This is a genomic window from Dactylosporangium sp. NPDC000521 (assembly GCF_042898305.1).
Taxonomy (GTDB): Bacteria; Actinomycetota; Actinomycetes; order Mycobacteriales; family Micromonosporaceae; genus Dactylosporangium.
This window is the reverse complement of sequence record NZ_JBIAYW010000001.1, coordinates 648,440-664,181: the sequence shown is the minus strand read 5'-3', so window position 1 is coordinate 664,181 and position 15,742 is coordinate 648,440. Positions and strand designations below refer to the sequence as shown.

General features: G+C 73.2%; 14 protein-coding genes. 4 read left to right on the top strand and 10 right to left on the bottom strand.

Features of this window, described 5'->3' with window-relative positions; translation table 11 throughout:
* Window positions 1-2: 2 nt before the first annotated feature.
* From ACFY3L_RS03145 to ACFY3L_RS03135, 3 genes are read right to left on the bottom strand one after another with little or no spacing between them, the layout of a single operon-like run.
* Window positions 3-947: a hypothetical protein gene (locus ACFY3L_RS03145; RefSeq protein ID WP_389318173.1), complete on the bottom strand. Its 945-nt coding sequence runs from the start codon at window positions 945-947 to the stop codon at window positions 3-5.
* A gap of 45 nt (window positions 948-992) precedes the next feature.
* Entirely contained in the window at window positions 993-2,006 is a 1,014-nt protein-coding gene (locus tag ACFY3L_RS03140; protein WP_389318171.1) for an aminoglycoside phosphotransferase family protein, read from the bottom strand.
* Window positions 1,928-2,284, bottom strand: coding sequence for a hypothetical protein (locus ACFY3L_RS03135; protein ID WP_389318169.1), 357 nt, complete (start codon window positions 2,282-2,284; stop codon window positions 1,928-1,930). Before ACFY3L_RS03135 ends, ACFY3L_RS03140 begins: the two co-directional genes overlap by 79 nt.
* Before the next feature lie 29 nt (window positions 2,285-2,313).
* Between ACFY3L_RS03135 and ACFY3L_RS03130 the strand changes: the two genes are divergently transcribed.
* Window positions 2,314-2,841 carry a GrpB family protein gene (locus ACFY3L_RS03130; protein WP_389318167.1) on the top strand — a complete coding sequence of 176 codons (528 nt, stop codon included), beginning with the start codon at window positions 2,314-2,316 and terminating at the stop codon, window positions 2,839-2,841.
* A 60-nt stretch (window positions 2,842-2,901) separates the two neighbouring features.
* Window positions 2,902-3,660, top strand: coding sequence for an ATP-grasp domain-containing protein (locus tag ACFY3L_RS03125; RefSeq protein WP_389318165.1), 759 nt, complete (start codon window positions 2,902-2,904; stop codon window positions 3,658-3,660).
* 222 nt (window positions 3,661-3,882) lie between these two features.
* On the opposite strand, the gene ACFY3L_RS03120 is transcribed toward ACFY3L_RS03125, so the two are convergent.
* From ACFY3L_RS03120 to ACFY3L_RS03095, 6 genes are all read right to left on the bottom strand, one after another.
* Entirely contained in the window at window positions 3,883-4,785 is a 903-nt protein-coding gene (locus ACFY3L_RS03120; RefSeq protein ID WP_389318163.1) for a serine hydrolase domain-containing protein, read from the bottom strand.
* A 93-nt stretch (window positions 4,786-4,878) separates the two neighbouring features.
* The gene (locus ACFY3L_RS03115; RefSeq protein ID WP_389318161.1) at window positions 4,879-5,505 is read right to left on the bottom strand and encodes a hypothetical protein; all 627 of its coding nucleotides are present in this window, start codon (window positions 5,503-5,505) and stop codon (window positions 4,879-4,881) included.
* Between the two features lie 35 nt (window positions 5,506-5,540).
* Entirely contained in the window at window positions 5,541-5,684 is a 144-nt protein-coding gene (locus ACFY3L_RS03110; protein WP_389318159.1) for a hypothetical protein, read from the bottom strand.
* A gap of 141 nt (window positions 5,685-5,825) precedes the next feature.
* Window positions 5,826-6,242, bottom strand: coding sequence for an MmcQ/YjbR family DNA-binding protein (locus tag ACFY3L_RS03105; protein ID WP_389318157.1), 417 nt, complete (start codon window positions 6,240-6,242; stop codon window positions 5,826-5,828).
* Window positions 6,243-6,287: 45 nt separating this feature from the next.
* On the bottom strand, window positions 6,288-7,202 hold the full coding sequence (locus tag ACFY3L_RS03100) for a hypothetical protein (RefSeq protein ID WP_389318156.1): 915 nt from the start codon (window positions 7,200-7,202) through the stop codon (window positions 6,288-6,290).
* 107 nt (window positions 7,203-7,309) lie between these two features.
* The gene (locus ACFY3L_RS03095) at window positions 7,310-10,237 is read right to left on the bottom strand and encodes a glycoside hydrolase family 48 protein (protein ID WP_389318154.1); all 2,928 of its coding nucleotides are present in this window, start codon (window positions 10,235-10,237) and stop codon (window positions 7,310-7,312) included.
* A 346-nt stretch (window positions 10,238-10,583) separates the two neighbouring features.
* Between ACFY3L_RS03095 and ACFY3L_RS03090 the strand changes: the two genes are divergently transcribed.
* Window positions 10,584-11,057 (top strand): SPW repeat protein, encoded by a 474-nt coding sequence (locus ACFY3L_RS03090; protein ID WP_389318152.1) that lies wholly within the window; start codon window positions 10,584-10,586, stop codon window positions 11,055-11,057.
* A gap of 73 nt (window positions 11,058-11,130) precedes the next feature.
* Window positions 11,131-12,240 carry an acyltransferase family protein gene (locus tag ACFY3L_RS03085; RefSeq protein ID WP_389318150.1) on the top strand — a complete coding sequence of 370 codons (1,110 nt, stop codon included), beginning with the start codon at window positions 11,131-11,133 and terminating at the stop codon, window positions 12,238-12,240.
* Between the two features lie 92 nt (window positions 12,241-12,332).
* Here the strand turns inward: ACFY3L_RS03085 and ACFY3L_RS03080 are convergent, their stop codons facing one another.
* On the bottom strand, window positions 12,333-15,734 hold the full coding sequence (locus tag ACFY3L_RS03080) for a BTAD domain-containing putative transcriptional regulator (protein WP_389318148.1): 3,402 nt from the start codon (window positions 15,732-15,734) through the stop codon (window positions 12,333-12,335).
* Window positions 15,735-15,742 lie beyond the last annotated feature (8 nt).

Below are 15,742 nucleotides of genomic sequence, written 5' to 3'. Positions count from 1 at the left end.
GGTCAGCCCCTGGGCTCGAACGAGGCGCTCACACCGAGAGCCAGGAGGACCCGGCAGAGCACCGCGTAGCCGGACCCGTCGCGGTGGTCGGTGTACGTGCGGGCCTTCCCCGCGACGGGGTGCACCTTCACCCGACCCGGCCGCAGCTCGACACGGTCGATCGCCGCCCACGGTGTGGCCGTGGCGTCCTTCGGGCCGGCGATCCCGTCGCGGGTCACCCGGACGCCGCCGCGGGTGAGGACGGCGCCGCCGCGCACGGCGCCGGCCTGTCGTGTCACGACCGGGGTCACGGCCCGGTCGACGATCAGGGCGGCGATCGTGGGGAACCGGGGGATGGCGGCGCCGACCTCGGCCGGCACCAGCGCGGCGATCATGCCGCCGATGGGGGCGTACGGGTCGAGCGCGTTGCTGTACTTCGCGGTGATCGGCACGGTCCTGCCGTCGGCGGTGGTCAGCTGGAACCCGTCGTCGGCCCAGGTGCTCTCCGACTCCCCGCCGTCGCGGCTCCAGGCGTCGACCGCGTCGGTGACCTCGTCCCAGCGGACCGGCCGCGGCTGCCCGTCGGGGTCGACCTCAGCGAAGCCGCCTCCGTAGGCGTAGAGCCACCGGGTGAACCGGCGGCGCCGCGTGATCAGGGTGCACACCACGACATACGGGCCGACGAGGCACGGCAAGACACCCATGAACGGCAGCGCCCGGTCGGGATTCCACAGCACGAGCAGCACGACGCCGACCACGTACAGGACCGCCGGCGACGCCAGCCACAGCACCCGTCGCGCGCCGAGCGGTGGAAGGACCTCCGTGTGGTAGATGCCCAGCGGGTCGCCGAGGCCGAGCCCCTGGCCGACCCGCACCGCGTGCTCCCAGTTCGCGGCGTGATCCTGCCGCCGCTGCTCGACCCGCCGCCGGAACCGCTCGTCCAGCCGCTGCCGCGCCCCGGCGCTCATGCCCATGCATCCCTGGATAGCACCGCCGGGCAATCCGGCCCCGCCTCAACAGGCGGCAAGCCAGCTCGCCCACTCCGGGATGCGACGGAGGCTCTTCGCGGTCCCGCGGAGACGGGCGAGGCACTCGGTCGCGGACCGGGCCCGGTCGGCGGGGTCGTCGCCGCGGTGGCCGAGGGCGCGCCACAGCAGCCATTCGGCGGTGCGCAGCTGCGCCTCGACGATGCCGTGGAACAGGGCCGGGTCCGGCGGGACCGGGCGCCCGCCGGCGCGGTGGTAGGCGGCGACGGTGCGGGTGAACGGCCGCCGCTGCTCGAAGCCCATCGCGAGGGCGGAGCGCAGCAGCTCGTGCTCGGCGAGGTCGGGTCCGGCGCTGTCCCAGTCGAGCAGGACCGGACCCGCCGCGGTGAGCAGGACGTTGTCGGGCTTGATGTCCCGGTGCGACGCGACCGGCGTCAGCGGCGGGCCGGGCCGGGCGAGGTGCGCCAGGGCCGCCGCGACGGTCGGCAGGTGCTCGCGGACCTGCCGGGTGAAGCCGGTGTCGTGCCCGGCAAGCCACTCGTGCCAGGCCTCCAGGGCGTACAGGGCGGGCGGCGGCCGCACGTCGGCGGCGGGTTCGCGGTGCAGGACCGCGAGGGTCGCGCCGGTCCAGTCGGCCAGGTCGTCGCCGGGTCCCGCCGGGTTGCGCCCGTCGCACCACCGGTGCAGCTGCCAGTGCTCCGTGCCGCTGCCGGCCTCGATCGCCGCGACCAGCGGTGGCAGCCGCTCGGGCGTGCTGACACGGGCCGCCCGCTCGATGCCGGCGGCGACGTGGTACGCGTCCCACCACCACTGTTCGTCGACGACGTTGAGGCGTTTGGCGGCGTAGCTGCCCGTGGTCGTCCGCAGCCGGTACACCGCATGGGAGACGCCGCCGCCGACGCGGATGAGTGGCGCGGTCGGCCGGCCGGTGGCGAAGGCGGCGGCGACCAGCGCGGCGGCCGCTACGACGAGCGCAGCCGTTCCGCCAGTGCGGCGTCGGCGGCGGCGAGCTCCGCCGGGCCGCTGCGCAGGAGCCGCCACCGGGTGACGACGCCGTCGGGGCCGGTCAGCTCGCCGGTGGCCAGCCCCTCGTCGATGCCGGCCCGGACCCGGGCCTCGTCGCCGGGCTCGGCGGCGAACAGCACCCGCAGCCGCACCTCGCCGCCGTCGCGGACCGCCTCGGTGCGGTGCGCGGCGAGGCGGCACGGCGGCTCATGGTCGTAGCCCCCGCACAGCGCGACGGTGATCGCGGCGCCGGGGGCGCGGTCGTCGCCGGCCGTCAGGTCGAGCACCGCGGTGTGGGCGTAGGTCTCACGCATGCCAGCAGTATGCCCGGTATGGTCCGCGTGTGACGATCGAGATCCATGACCATGACCCGGCGTGGGCGGGGTCCGCCCGGCGGGCGGTCGAGGAGCTGACCACGGCGCTGCCCGGGCTGTTCGGCGTCGTCGAGCACGTGGGCAGCACCGCCGTGCCGGGGCTCGCGGCGAAGCCGGTCATCGACCTGATGGCGGCCACCGCCACCCTCGACGCCGTGATCGAGGCCGACGAGCTGCTCGGGTCGCTCGGGTACCGCCGGCTGGAGACGGGCATGCGGGGCCGGCTGTTCTACCGGCGGGACGGTTCGCCGGTCGCCTACCACCTGCACGTCGTGACCGCGGATACGTGGGACACGCGCAACGAACGGCTCCTGCGGGACCACCTGCTGCACAGCCCGGCGGACCGCGGCGAGTACGGCGCGCTGAAGCAGCGACTCGCCGGCGCCGGCCACGACGGCGAGGCGTACACCCGGGCCAAGACCGCGCTCATCCAGCGGATGGTCGACGCCGCCCGCGACGCACGGGGCCTGCCACGCGTCGACGTCTGGGAGGACTGACCCGGCCACCCGTCCGAAATCCACTGTGGCCGGTGCCGGGCGGCGCGGCAGAATCCCGGTGTGAGCGACGTCCTCGTGCTGCCGGACCGGCTCGACGCGACCGCTGAGCTGCTGCTGGCCGCGGCGGGGCGGCGGGGGCTGGTGGTGCGGCAAGGGCTGGGCAGGGGCGGGCACGTCTACGGAGGGCCCGTCTTCGCCGGGCAGGTGGCGGCGGCGTCGGGTCTGGCGCTGCTCGATCCGCCCGACGACTGGCTGGTGACCCTGCCCTACCGGTACACCTGCCGCGACATCGTCATGAGCACCGTCGGCGACGCGCGGTGGTCGCGGACGCCGATGTTCGTGAAGCAGCCCCGGGAGAAGGTCCTGCCGGCGACGGTCTACGCCGACGGGTCGCGGCTCGCGCCCTTGCCGCCCGACACGGCGGTGCTGGTGAGCGGGATCGTGTCGTTCCTGGTGGAGTACCGGCTGTTCGTGCTCGACGGGGCGGTGCACACGGCCAGCCGGTACGCCACCCACGGGCGTCTCGACCCGGCGCCGCTGGACCGGTGCGGGGACCGGGGTCCGGTGCTGGAGTTCACGGGTGCGCTGCTGGACGCGTGCGCGGACGGCCTGCCCAGCGCGGTCGTCGTGGACGTGGGTCTCGCGAGCGACGCCGACCGGGGTGAGGAGCAGTGGGCGGTGGTGGAGGCGAACATGGGCTGGTTCAGCGCCTGCTACGCCGCCGATCCGGACCGGGTCCTCGACGTGGTGCTGCGCGCGGCGGGCCCGCGCGACCGCCTCCTCCCCCGCGACGAACCCTTCGACCGGGCGGCGCGGTAAGTCCTCTCGCCGGCGACCTCAGGGCGGCGGGCTCAACGGAGGGCTCAACGGAGGGCTCAACGGCGGGCCAGGCCGTCGAAGACGATGGCGAGCATGCGGGCGCGGACGTCGTTGTCGAGCCCGGACTGGGAGGCGGCCCGGGAGGTGGCGACCAGCAGCGCGTACACCTCGGCCAGCTCGGCGCCGTCCGCGGCCGCCTCGACGACCTGGTCGCGGCGTTCGCTACTCCAGGCGGTCGAGGATGAGCTCGTGGATGGCCTCGAGGAGGTCGACCTCGCGCTCGGAGTGCGCGGTGACGGTGACGGCGGCGCGGCGGCGCGGGCAGATGACCGCGTACTGGCCGTAGCGGCCGTCCATCCGGTACATGCCGTCCCGGTCGATCCAGACGCCGAGCCCGTAACCGTGGTTGAAGCGTTCGCTCTCGATGATGCTGCTCGTGTCCGCGAACTCCTGGGTCATCCGCCGCACGTACTCCGCCGGGACGAGGTGCCGGCCGTTCCACCTGCCTTCCCGCAGCAGCAGCCGCGCGAAGCGGGCGAGCTCGCCGGTGCGCAGGAACAGGTCGCTCGCGGCGAACGGGAACCCCTGCGGGCACGTGTGCCAGGCCGGGTTGTGCAGGTCCAGCGGCGCGAACAGGCGCGGCATCAGGAAGTCGCGCACATTGGCGCCGGTCGTCCTGGCGATGACCCGCCCGATCGCGTACGCCCCGGAGTCGGTGTAGGCGAACCGGGTCCCCGGCACGGCGTCCAGCGGTGCCGCCACGATCTCGTGCAGCAGGTCCAGCGCGTCGACCCGCATGTCGGCGAACCATTCGTGGCTCGTGCCGCTCGCCATCGTGGCGAGGTGCCGCAGCGTGACGTCCTCGACCCCGTCGGCCGCGATGGGCCGCAGCTCCGGGAAGTGGTCGAGGAGCCGGTCGTCGAGGCTGAGCCGCCCTTCGGCCTCGGCGATGCCGAGCGCGACGGAGGTGAACGTCTTCGACACCGAGTACAGGTTGACCCTGTCGTCGGACCGCACCCGCCGCTCGACGTCCTCGTCGCCCTCCCGGTGCACGTGCACCCCGTACACGCCGAGGTCCCGCTCTCGGTTGGCTCTGATGAAGTCGTCCAGGAGCTCCTCACCCACAGCCGGATCGTACCGGTCCGGCCGTATCGGCACCGTCGCCTCGCGGATCATGACTGCCCCCGGTTCCGCGGAGGCCGGGGCCGCGCCGGCGGGTCAGGCGGCGGCGAGGAGCAGCGCGATGCCGCCCGCGACATCGGTCTCGCCGAGCTCGGGGCCGCCGCGCAGCCACACCCGGAACACGTCGTCGGCAATCGCGGTGACGCACGGGTACACGGTCGCCGGCGAGGACGGGTCGCGGACGCTGAACACCCGCATGTGGCTGACGAGGACGGGGGTCAGGGCGCGGAGGCGGGGCTCGTGGAAGGCGGCCACGATGAACGGCACGAGTGGCGCGTGGATCCGGCCGCGATGGTTCGCGACGCACAGGTGCCACTCGTATTCGCGCCGGTCGCCGCGTTCGCGAGCGGCCAGCATCTCGACCGGGCCGACCAGTGGGAACGCCGCGGCGAGGGCGGGCGGGGTGCAGCCGGACTGCCACAGTGCCGCGAGGGCAGCGACCGTGGGCAGATCAGGGACCCAGCCGTCGGCGATGCCGGCAGTCCCGTCGTAGCACCGGACGCTGTACGACCTGCCGGCCGGTGGGGTGGCCCAGTGACTCCAGTCGTGGACGGCCACACGCGTGGTGCGCGGGCCCGTGCCGACCACGGCGTCCTTCGACGGGCAGGCGACGTCGTGCCGCGGGGAGACCGGCACGATCACGCCGGTCCGGTCGAACTCCATCCGGAGAGCCTGTGCGAGGTCACCCGTGGCAGGGTTCATGCCACACCGCTGACCAGCCGTAGCCCGGTGAGCGCGAGGCCGGGCGGGACGCCGGTGAGCTCGATCCCGGCGTTCTGACCGGCCGGAGCGACGTCTTGTGCGCTACGGCCGCACATGTGCACGACGCGGGAGATCGTCACCGGGTGCCTGGTGGTGCCGTCGGTCAGCCAGAGCTGATCGCCGCGGGTGATGTCGCCGTCGTGGGGCGGCCGGTGACGGCGACGCCGCCGAACGGAGAGGGGAAGGAGTCCTCGATCAGCATCCAGGCCACGGCGCCAAGGTTAGCGAGCGGCGAGCCAGGCGGCCGCCCGGCGGGCCGAGGCGCGAGACAGCCACGCGTCCTGGACGACCTCGGCGAGCTCGGCGTGGGTCAGTTCGCCGATCCGGCAGGCCCGCAGCAGCACCGACGGGTGGCCGTCGAAGTGGGCGGTGGTGAAGAACGGCGTCGACGCGTCCTGGATCAGGGCCTGCTTGTCCGCGTCGGACTCGACCCAGAAGACGATCACGTCGGGGTACCGCTCGCCGGTGACGGGGTCGACCGCGTCGGGACGCGGGTTGCGGAAGAAGACGAAGGATCTGCCGCCGACCTGGTAGACCGGGTTGTCACCGGAGCCGTGCACGACCGTGACGTGCGGCATCGCGGCGGCCAGCGCGTGCACGTCCTCGACCGTCGCGGGCCGCCCGTCAACCTGAGACACGCCCAAACGTATCAGCGGAACGGCGGCGGCACGGCCGCCGGCGCGCTACGTCCGCCAGGGGAACCATTGCAGGGTGTCGCGCCAGGCGGGGCGGTCGGTGGCCCAGCCGGTGACGATGTCGAGCATGACGTCGACGCTGGCGGTCTCGGGTTGGGGCGGGAGGTAGGCGCAGTAGTGGCGGTCTTCGCCGCCTTCGCGGAACTCCACCTGGAAGCTGCGGTCGTCGTTGCGGTAGACCTGCAGGTAGTGCTGGTCGCGGGGCGCCAGGTCGAGGCGCTCGACGATGAGGTGCCGGTGGGTACGGTCGAGGCCGGCGAGCAGGTCGGCCAGCGTTTCAGGGTCCAGGTCGTCCCACGTCCTGCCGGACGACTCGGTCGCGCGCAGCACCGGGGCCGCCGCGGAGGCACGCGCCGCGGGCGTGGGGGCGAACGAGACCGGCTCGGGGTGCGACCGGCCGACGGTGGTCCAGTCGATCGGAGCCGGGGCGACGGACTCGCCGGTCTGGTGGCGGCGCAGGCGGCGCTCGATCTCCGGCAGGTCGGTGACGGGGAAGCACACCTGCAGCAGCCGGATCACGAACTTCGACGGTTGAGGCCAGGCCGACATGGCGACGTCGCGCGGCCGCACCTTGACGTCCCAGGCGTCCGGGGCGGCCCAGTGGGTCATCCGGGCGTAGAAGGCGTCGCGTGGCCCGGCGTCGGCCAGCGCCGTGAGGAGCGACAGGCCGTCGTCGAGCGGGAAGTCGATGAACGCCCAGCCGCGGCGGGCTTCGACGTATGCCGACATGTGCGGCAGGATGTCGACCCAGCTCGCGTTGCTCTCGCCGGCGTCCTGGCAGCTGGTCAGGGTGTTGAACCCGTTGCGCCACAGCAGGTCGATGACGGGGGCGAGCATCTCGTCCACCTCGGCGCGGCGGGTGCCGACGTGCACGGTCCGCAACGGATGGACGTTGTCGCTCATCGGCCCAGCCTATCCACCACGGCTCTCGCACCGGACCAGGCGCCCGCCGGTACAACGGCGGCCACCGTCTCAGGTGAGACGATGGCCGCCGTCGCGGTGCTGATCCCTTAGCCGCCGATCAGGAGGCCGTAGTCAGCCATCGCCATCGCGATGTCGGACTGGGCCCAGAAGCGGTGGAAGGTGAACGTCGGCGCGGGGCCGGTCCCGTTCAGGTAGGCCTGCACGGCCGGCCAGTTCGGGTCGTTCTTGTAGAAGGAGCGGGTGTCCAGGAAGGACTTCCCGGGGGCGATGACGTCACCGTTGGGCATGACGCCGCTGTACCCGGACGGGATGTACAGGCCCTGCTGGTTGGAGGAGGACCAGATGTCGTCGAAGCGGTTGTAGTCGTTGCGGGTCTCCGGGATGCCGACGCCCTTGCTGTCGGTGTGCAGCCAGATGCCGTCCAGGAGCTTCTTCGCCGTCGTCTTCGCCGCCGCGTCGTTGGCCTTCGCGCCGTAGTAGGTCAGCAGGCGGGCGTACGCGGCCGCGATGCCCACGTCGGTGCCGGTGCTGACCACGCTGACGTGCAGGTTGGTGTTCGCGGCCGGGCTGGCCGGGTTCCAGGTCGCCGGCGCGCCGGTCCACTGGAGCGTGTCGGGGATCTTGAAGTCGCCGTTCGCGGTGAACGTCGTGTTCGCGATCGCCCAGGACACCCACTTGTCGAGCATCGCCTTGGCCTTGGCGTCACCGGTCGCGTAGTAGTACTCCGCGACCCGCTCCACCGACCATGCCTGGAAGCCGAACCACTGGTTGGACGGCGGGTCGTGGTAGACCGGCTTCTCGTCGTAGAACATGCCGTAGAACGTCGGCGTGCCAGCCGGCGGCGCCGAGTAGTTGCCGTTGTAGCTGTTGGTGGCACCACCGGCGAACGCACCCTCGGAGGACTGCAGCCACTGGTAGAACTCCAGCTGCCGGCCGAGGCTGGTCTGCCAGTCGCCCTTCGCCGAGGGAGAACGCGGCGCGAACCCGTTGACGTTGGACAGCACGTACGCCGCCAGCGGGTTCTGGTAGCCCTGGTGGTTGTGGCTGGAGCCGATGCGCCACGACCACTGGCCGCCCGCGTCGCCGCCCCACGCGTAGTACCAGTTCAGCAGGTACGCGGCGGAGTCCTTGCCGGTGCCGGCGGGGCAGGCCGTCGACGTGCAGCCGGGCTTCTTGAAGTACTTGTCGTACATCGCGTACCGCAGGTAGTCGCCCATCTTGGCGGCCTTGCCCACGACGGTGGCGACGTCCGCGGCCTTGTTCTGGGCCGTGGCCCACTGCTGCGCCCAGTACGCGGCCTGGATGGCGCGTGCGTCGGCGTCGGGGGCGTTGGTGTAGCGCCACTGCTTGGCCGGCGTGCCGTCGATGAACAGCGGCAGGAAGCCGCCGTTGGCCTTCGCGCCGAAGCGGAAGTCCTCACAGGACGGGTGGGCGACGGTCTCCCACACCGACTCCTGCGGGCCGCGCTGGTAGGTGTTGATGTACGACACCGTGGAGCCCGGCTGCGGGGTGCACGAGCTGAAGCCGTAGACGTTGTCGACGTCCTCGAGCCAGTGCATGCCGTACACGTCGGTGTTGCCGTAGGTCGAGGTCAGCTCCGTGTACAGCGGGTCGACCCCGACCTTCACCGACGAGTCGAGGTGGCCGCCCTGCTGCGGGTACAGGCTGGGCTGCCCGGCCTCGGGCGCGTAGTCGGCGGGGTCGTTCGGGTTGTAGCCGCCGGTCGGCTGGTTGGCGTGGGTGGGGATGATGTACTTCTCCATCGTGTCCCAGGCCTTGTTGAACGGGGCCCAGTCCTGCTTCACCCGGCCGTACTGCGCCTCAAGCCACAGCCAGAAGCTGAACGCCTCGGACGTGGTCTCGTGGCCCCAGTCCGGCGCCTCGACGACGAGCGTCTCGATCGAGTGGTAGGGCACGCCCTCCGGCGAGAAGTACCCGGAGCTGTGCAGCTTCTGGTACTGCTCGAGGAACCGCTGGACGTACACGCCGCCGGCGACGTCGTCATCGCTCTCGTTCGCCGGTACCGACGCCGACGCCCAACCGGTGGCGGTCAGGTTGATCGTCGCGGCGCCGTTGGTGGTGTCCGAGTCCTGGGCGCCCGAGACGGTGACGACCTGCGCGACGTTCCAGTTCGCGGCCGTGAACGTCAGCGAGGTCGGCGACACGGTGATGTCGGTGTCGCCGGTACGGGCGACCGTCACCGTCACGTTCGAGGTGGGTGCCTGGTTCAGCTTGACCGACAGCGGCGTCGAGCCGCCCTCCGGCACGGTCAGCGGCGACGGCGTGGCCACGATCGCCGGCCCGACGAACGGGTCGACGAACACCGGCACCGCCGCGGACGTGGTCACCGCGCCCTTGCTGTCGTAGGCCTTGGCCTGCAGGCTGTACGCCCCGGTCTGGCTCGGCACGTTGGCCCAGCTGTACGTGTACGGGGCGGTCGTGTCCTGCCCGAGCAGCAGGCCGTCGTGGTAGAACTCGACCTTCGCGATCGAGTCACCGGCGTCCGGGTCGGTGGCGGTGACGGCGATCGGGATCGTCGCCGGCGCCGTGTACCGGGTGTTGGCGGCCGGTGCGGTGATGGTCGCCGTCGGCGCCTGGTTCGGCCCGGTGCACGCCACGCCGTTGAGCGTGAAGCTCGTCGGGTTGACGTTGGTGCCGCTGTACCCGGCGTTGAAGCCCGGGTTGACGGTGCCGTTGCTGGGCAGGCTGCCGTTCCACGGGGCGTTGCGGATCGTCACCTGCTTGCCGGTCTGGGTGAAGTCGCCGTTCCAGCTCTGCTGCAGCTGCTGGTCGCCGGCGAACGTCCAGGACACGTTCCAGCTCGTCAGGGGGTCGCCGAGGTTCGTCACCAGCAGATCGCCGGTGAAGCCCGTCGGCCATTGGCTGCGTACCGAGTAGACGACCGTACAGCCGGCTGCGGCGTGTGCGGGTCCTGCCGGCATGACGAACAGCGCACCGGCGGCCAGGAGGCCGACGGACGCCACGCGCATCCAGCGTTGGGTCCGGGTGGTCATGTGTGGGGGCTCCTCGTGAAAGTTTCTGGGCGGAAAGCGGGCACGCGACAGCGCGGCGGCGTTGGTGCATAAGCCAGTCGCTGCGTGTGCCCCGTCGGCTCCCAGACGCGAGGTGGCGCTGATTCTGGCATGGGAGCGCTCCCGGGACAAGCGCCGTGATTTCGCCTATGGTCGCGACGGCTATCGATCCACCGGAGGTGATGCCAACCCTTTTCGCGGCTCCCATCGCGAACCGGGGTGCGGCGGCCGGCGTCTGCAGCGCCGCCGCCGTGCCCACCCTTTTCGTGTTAGTTCTCAGCGGTACGGGTTAGACAACCCCTCTGGAGACCAAGGAAAGGGGACCGTCATGACCCGTCCGATCGCGGACCTCGAGCAGCACCCGGACATCCTGGAGTTGCGGGCCAACTACGACCGCGCGGCGGAGACACCGACCGCGCACATCACCGACGGCGCGCTGGTGCTCGCCGGGCTCTACCTCGCCCTGTCGCCCTGGATCGTCGGCTTCCCGGGGACCGAGCGCGACCTCGCGGTCAACAACTTCATCGTTGGACTGGCCGTCAGCCTGCTCGCCTTCAGCTTCGCCGTCGCCTACGGCCGCACCCACGGCCTCACCTGGGTGCCGGTGGTGCTGGGCGTGTGGACGTTCGTCGCGTCGTGGGTCATCCTGGGCGCCCACCCGTCCGGCGGCGCCATCGCCAACAACATCATCATCGGCGTCATCACCATCGCCCTCGGCCTGATGACGATGATGACGCTGCGCCAGCCCTCTTTCCGTGGCCGCGAGCGCAACCGGCGAGGACGCGTCGGTCGCGCGGAGTGACCGCTGGTCACATCGGGGTGAATTCTTCCCGGCTCGGCGTGCGCCGGCCGGGAAGAATGGCTAGACATTCACCGTGACCCGCGACAGCCGCCTGCCGGCCCTCACCGGTCTGCGCTGGGCGGCGGCGCTGGTCGTGTTCGGCCAGCACACCCTGGAGCTCTTCTACGACTCGGACCTGGTCGCCCCGCGACCGGTCCGGGCCGTGCTGTGGGCGCTGCTGGTCAACGGCGGCGCGATGGGCGTCTCGTTCTTCTTCGTGCTGTCCGGCTTCGTCCTGACCTGGTCCGTCAAGCCCGGCCCGTTCTACTGGCGCAGGTTCAGCAAGATCTACCCGGCGACGCTGGCGACCACCCTCCTCGCGCTCGTCGTCGTCGGCGGTGCCTCGCCGCTGCAGCTCGCGGCCCACCTGACGCTCACCCAGACCTGGTTCCCGCACGCGTCGGTCTTCGGCGCGCTCAACCCGGTGAGCTGGTCGCTCTCCTGCGAGGCGTTCTTCTATCTGTGTTTTCCGTTCCTGTACCGGCTGCTGCGCCGGCTCGCCCCCGCGGGGCTGTGGACCGTCGCCGCGCTGCAGGTCGCCGCGGTCCTCGGCATCGGCGCCGCCCTCACGTACGCCGGCCGCCCGTTCGCGCTCTGGCTCGGATACATGTTCCCGCCGGTCCGGATGGCCGAGTTCACCCTCGGGATCGCCGTGGCGCTGCTCGTGCGGTCCGGCGCGTGGCGCGGCCCGGGCCTGCGCTGGTCCTTCGCCCTGGTCGGCGCCGGCGCCCTCCTCGCGCTGAAGGCCCCGTACCCGCTCAACCAGCACGCCCTGACGCTCGTGCCCGTCACCTTCGTCGTCGCCGCGGCCGCCCGCGCCGACCTCGCCGGCGTCTCCACCGTCTGGACCCGCCCGCTGCCGCAGTACCTCGGCGAGGTGTCGTTCGCGTTCTATCTGGTGCACTACCTGACGTACCTGAGCTACGAACGCCTCGGCCTGCTCCCGCACCACGCCGGCCCGCTGGTGGCCGCCCTGGTCACCGTGTCGGTGTTCTCGATGAGCCTCCTCGGCGCGATGGCCGTCCACCACGGCGTCGAGCTGCCCGCCCTGCGCCTCCTGCGCCGCCGGCCGCCCACCACCGCGGTGCTCGACTCCGACGCGGCCGCCGTCGAGACCCCGTTCCCGGCCGCCGCCCGTCGCTGACACCGTTCAGCTCGCCACCCTGCCGGCGCTGCCCGTGGTCGCCCTCACCGCGGGCGAGGAACTCGACCTCGGTGCCTTCGGGCGGCAGCTCCCTACGACGGCAGGCGTTCCAGGGCGGCCTCGGCGCGGGCGGCGGCGGCCGCGTAGTGCAGCTTGCGGGCCAGGCGCAGCGCCTCCTCCGCCTCGGCCGCGTCGCCCTTCGCCAGTGCGTGGACGCGGCGCAGGTCCGGCTCCGCGAGGCCGCCCTGGCCCGGCAGCCCCCGCTCCAGCGCGGCGCCGGCGACCTCGGCGGCCTCGGTGTCCCGGCCGAGGGTGAGCAGCGCGTCGGCGTACAGCCCCTCCAGGCGGCCGAAGCGGCGGATCCCCTCGCCGAGGGCGGCGCGCGCCTTCGCCATCCGGTCCATCCCGGTCGGGTCGCCACCGCGGACCTCGGCCCAGCCGAGCAGCATCGCGGCGAGCGCCTGGTACTCCAGGTGCCCGCCGCGCTCCGCGAGGCGCAGGGTGGCGCGGGCCGCCTCGCTCGTCGCCGGCCCGTCGAACCGGTCGGCGGCGACCGCCGCGGCGTAGTGGCTGATGTACATGTCGAGGAACAGCTCGCCGACCCGGGCGGCACGCTCGCGGGCGGACCGCAGGTGCCGCTCCGCGGCCTCATGGTCGCCGAGCATCCCGCACACGATCGCGGCGGGCGCCTGCGCACCCACGACCGGGTCCCAGTTGACGATCGGGAACACCGGCAGGTCCCCGCTCGGCAGTGCCTCCAGGGCCGTCTCGAAGCACTCGCGGGCGCGCGGCAGGTCCAGCACCGACAGCGCCGCGGCGCCCTCGTGGACCTCCGCGACGATCGTCGCCCACGGGTCGGTGCTGCCCTGCTCGCTCGCCGAGCGGGCCATGGCGACGCCCCGCGCGACGTCGCCGGCGGCGGTGTGGAACGACGCGTACCCCCACAGCGCCGGCAGGATGTCCAGCACCGGCCGGCCGCGCAGCCGCACCAGCAGCGGCTCCATCGCCGCGTACTGGGCCGCCACGAACGGCGCCAGGTAGCCGGCGATCGCCTGGTGCATGTACGCCAGCCGGATCCGCAGGTCGAGCTCCACGACGTCGCGCCGCTCGCCGGCCGGCGCGCGGTGCAGCACCCCGATCGCCTCCTCCAGCAGCGCCGACGCCTGCTCGTGGGCGGTCAGGTCGTACGCCTCGCCGGACGCCTCGACCAGCGCGGGCACCACGTCGAACGGCGACAGCACCGGCAGCGCGGCCCGCAGGTGCGCGGCCAGCTCGGCGACGGTGGCGAGGCCCGTGTCGCGCAGCGCCTGGGCGGCCCGGGCGTGCAGCCTGGCCCGGCGCAGCGGCCCCTGGTCCAGGTACGCGGTCTGGCGGACCAGGTCGTGGGAGAAGCGCAGCAGCCCCGGGTCGTCGGTCGCGGTCAGGATCCCGCTGACGACCGCGGTGTCGAGCGTGTCGAACAGCGCCAGCTCGTCGATCTGCACGACCTCGCGCAGCACCGGCACCGACACGTCCCGGCCGAGCACCGACGCGACGGCGATGACCGCGTTCACCTGCCCGGGCAGCTTGGCGAGGCGGCGGCGGACCACCTCCTGCACCCGCACCGGGACGTGCTCCGGCGCCAGGGTGTGCTCGGCGACGAGGACCCGCAGCAGCTCCACCACGAAGAACGGGTTGCCGCCGGTGCGGTCCAGCAACATCTCGACGGTCTCGGCCGGCACGTCGGCGCCGGTCACGTCCCGTGCGAGCGCGGCGACGCCGTCGGCGCCGAGGCCCTGCAGCGGCAGCCGCACCGCGGACGGGTCGGCGAGCAGCTCCCCCAGTGCGCCCGCGAGGGGCGCCTCCGGTGCGAGCTCGGCCTCCCGGTAGCCGACGGCGAGCAGCACCGCGCTGCGCCGGACCGTCTTGGCGAACATGGTCAGCAGCACCGTCGACGGCGCGTCCAGCCAGTGCGCGTCGTCGACGATGAGGACCAGCGGCCGGTGCGTGGCGAGGCGGCACAGGCCGTCGACGATGCCCTGGTACAGCCGGGACCTGGCCAGCTCCGGGTCGGCGATCCGCTCAGCGGCGGGCAGCGGCAGCGCCTCGCTCAGCGTCGGGTCCAGGACGGCGGGCAGGTTGCCGTACGGCGCGAACGCGTTGGCGAGGGCGTCGGCGGCGCCGGGGGCGGCGGCGACGGCCCGCAGGATCTGCGCCCACGGCAGGAACACCGGCGGCGCCTCACCATCGACGCCCGTCCCGGTGCCGACGAGGCCGGTGGCGCGGGCGGCGAGCTCCCGCAGCAGCGCGGACTTGCCGATGCCCGGGCTGCCGGAGACGAGCAGCAGCCGCCCCCGCCCGGTGGCCGTGCTGGCCAGGAGCTCCTGCACCGTGCGCAGCTCGGCGTCCCGCCCGACCAGCCCGCCGTCGTCGGCGTCGCTCTGCGCTTCCTGCCCGTCGGGCCCGGGTTGCCAGGTGCGGCGGCTCCCGTTCGCCGCACGCTCGCCGGACAGTTCCGAACCGTCGCCCGCTGTGTGAGCGGTCCGGCCGTCCGCGGCGCCTGTCCGGTCGGGGCTTCGCTGCTGGTGCTGTTGGTCCCGCCCGCCCTGGCCGGTCGCGCCGGTGTTGCCCGACATTTCCGGAACGCCGCCGGAAGCGGGCGCGGGAGTGCCGTCCGCTCCGCCGGCGCCTGTCGGTGCGGACACCGGGGCACCGGAGGTCGGGACGGGCGGCTGCTCGGTCAGGTGCGGGGCCTGGCGCAGGATGTCCTGCTCGAGCTGCTGCAGGGCCGGGCCCGGTTCGATGCCGAGCTCGTCGACCAGGCCCGCACGGGCCCGGCCGTAGGCGGCGAGCGCCTCGGCCTGCCGGCCCGACCGGTACAGCGCGAGCATCAGCTGACCCCACAGCCGCTCGCGATACGGGGCCTCGGCCAGGGCGCTCTCGCTCAGGTAGGCGACCTCGGCGGCACGGCCGAGCCGCAGCAGCGCCTCCGACCGCTCCTCGACGGCGATCAGGCGAAGTTCCTGCAGGCGGCCGCGTTCGGCGCGGGCGAGCGGGGAGTCACCGAGCTCGGGCAGCGGATCCGCGCGCCACAGGTGCAGCGCGTCGGTGAGCACCTGCAGCGCCACGGCCGGGTCGGTGCCGGTGCGGGCCTGCTCGACGGCGGCGGCGAACCGGGCGGCGTCGACCGCGTCGGCCGGCACCATCAGCTGGTACCCCGGCGCGCGGCTGACCAGCACGGTCGACCGGTCGCGGGCCGTCCGGCCGGGTTCGAGGGCACGGCGCAGGCGGGACACGTAGGCCTGCAGGGAGGCGATCGCCCGCTCCGGCGGCTCATCGGCCCACAGCTCGTCGATCAGCCGCTGCACGGACACGGTCCGGCCGGGCTGCATCGTCAGCATCGCCAGGACGGCGCGCTGCTTCGGGGTGCCGGTGTCGACCGGCCCGCCCTCCCCGACGACTTCGAGCGGGCCCAGGATCCTAATCTGCAGGATGCGTAACTCCCGGAACTCCACTTCGGCCG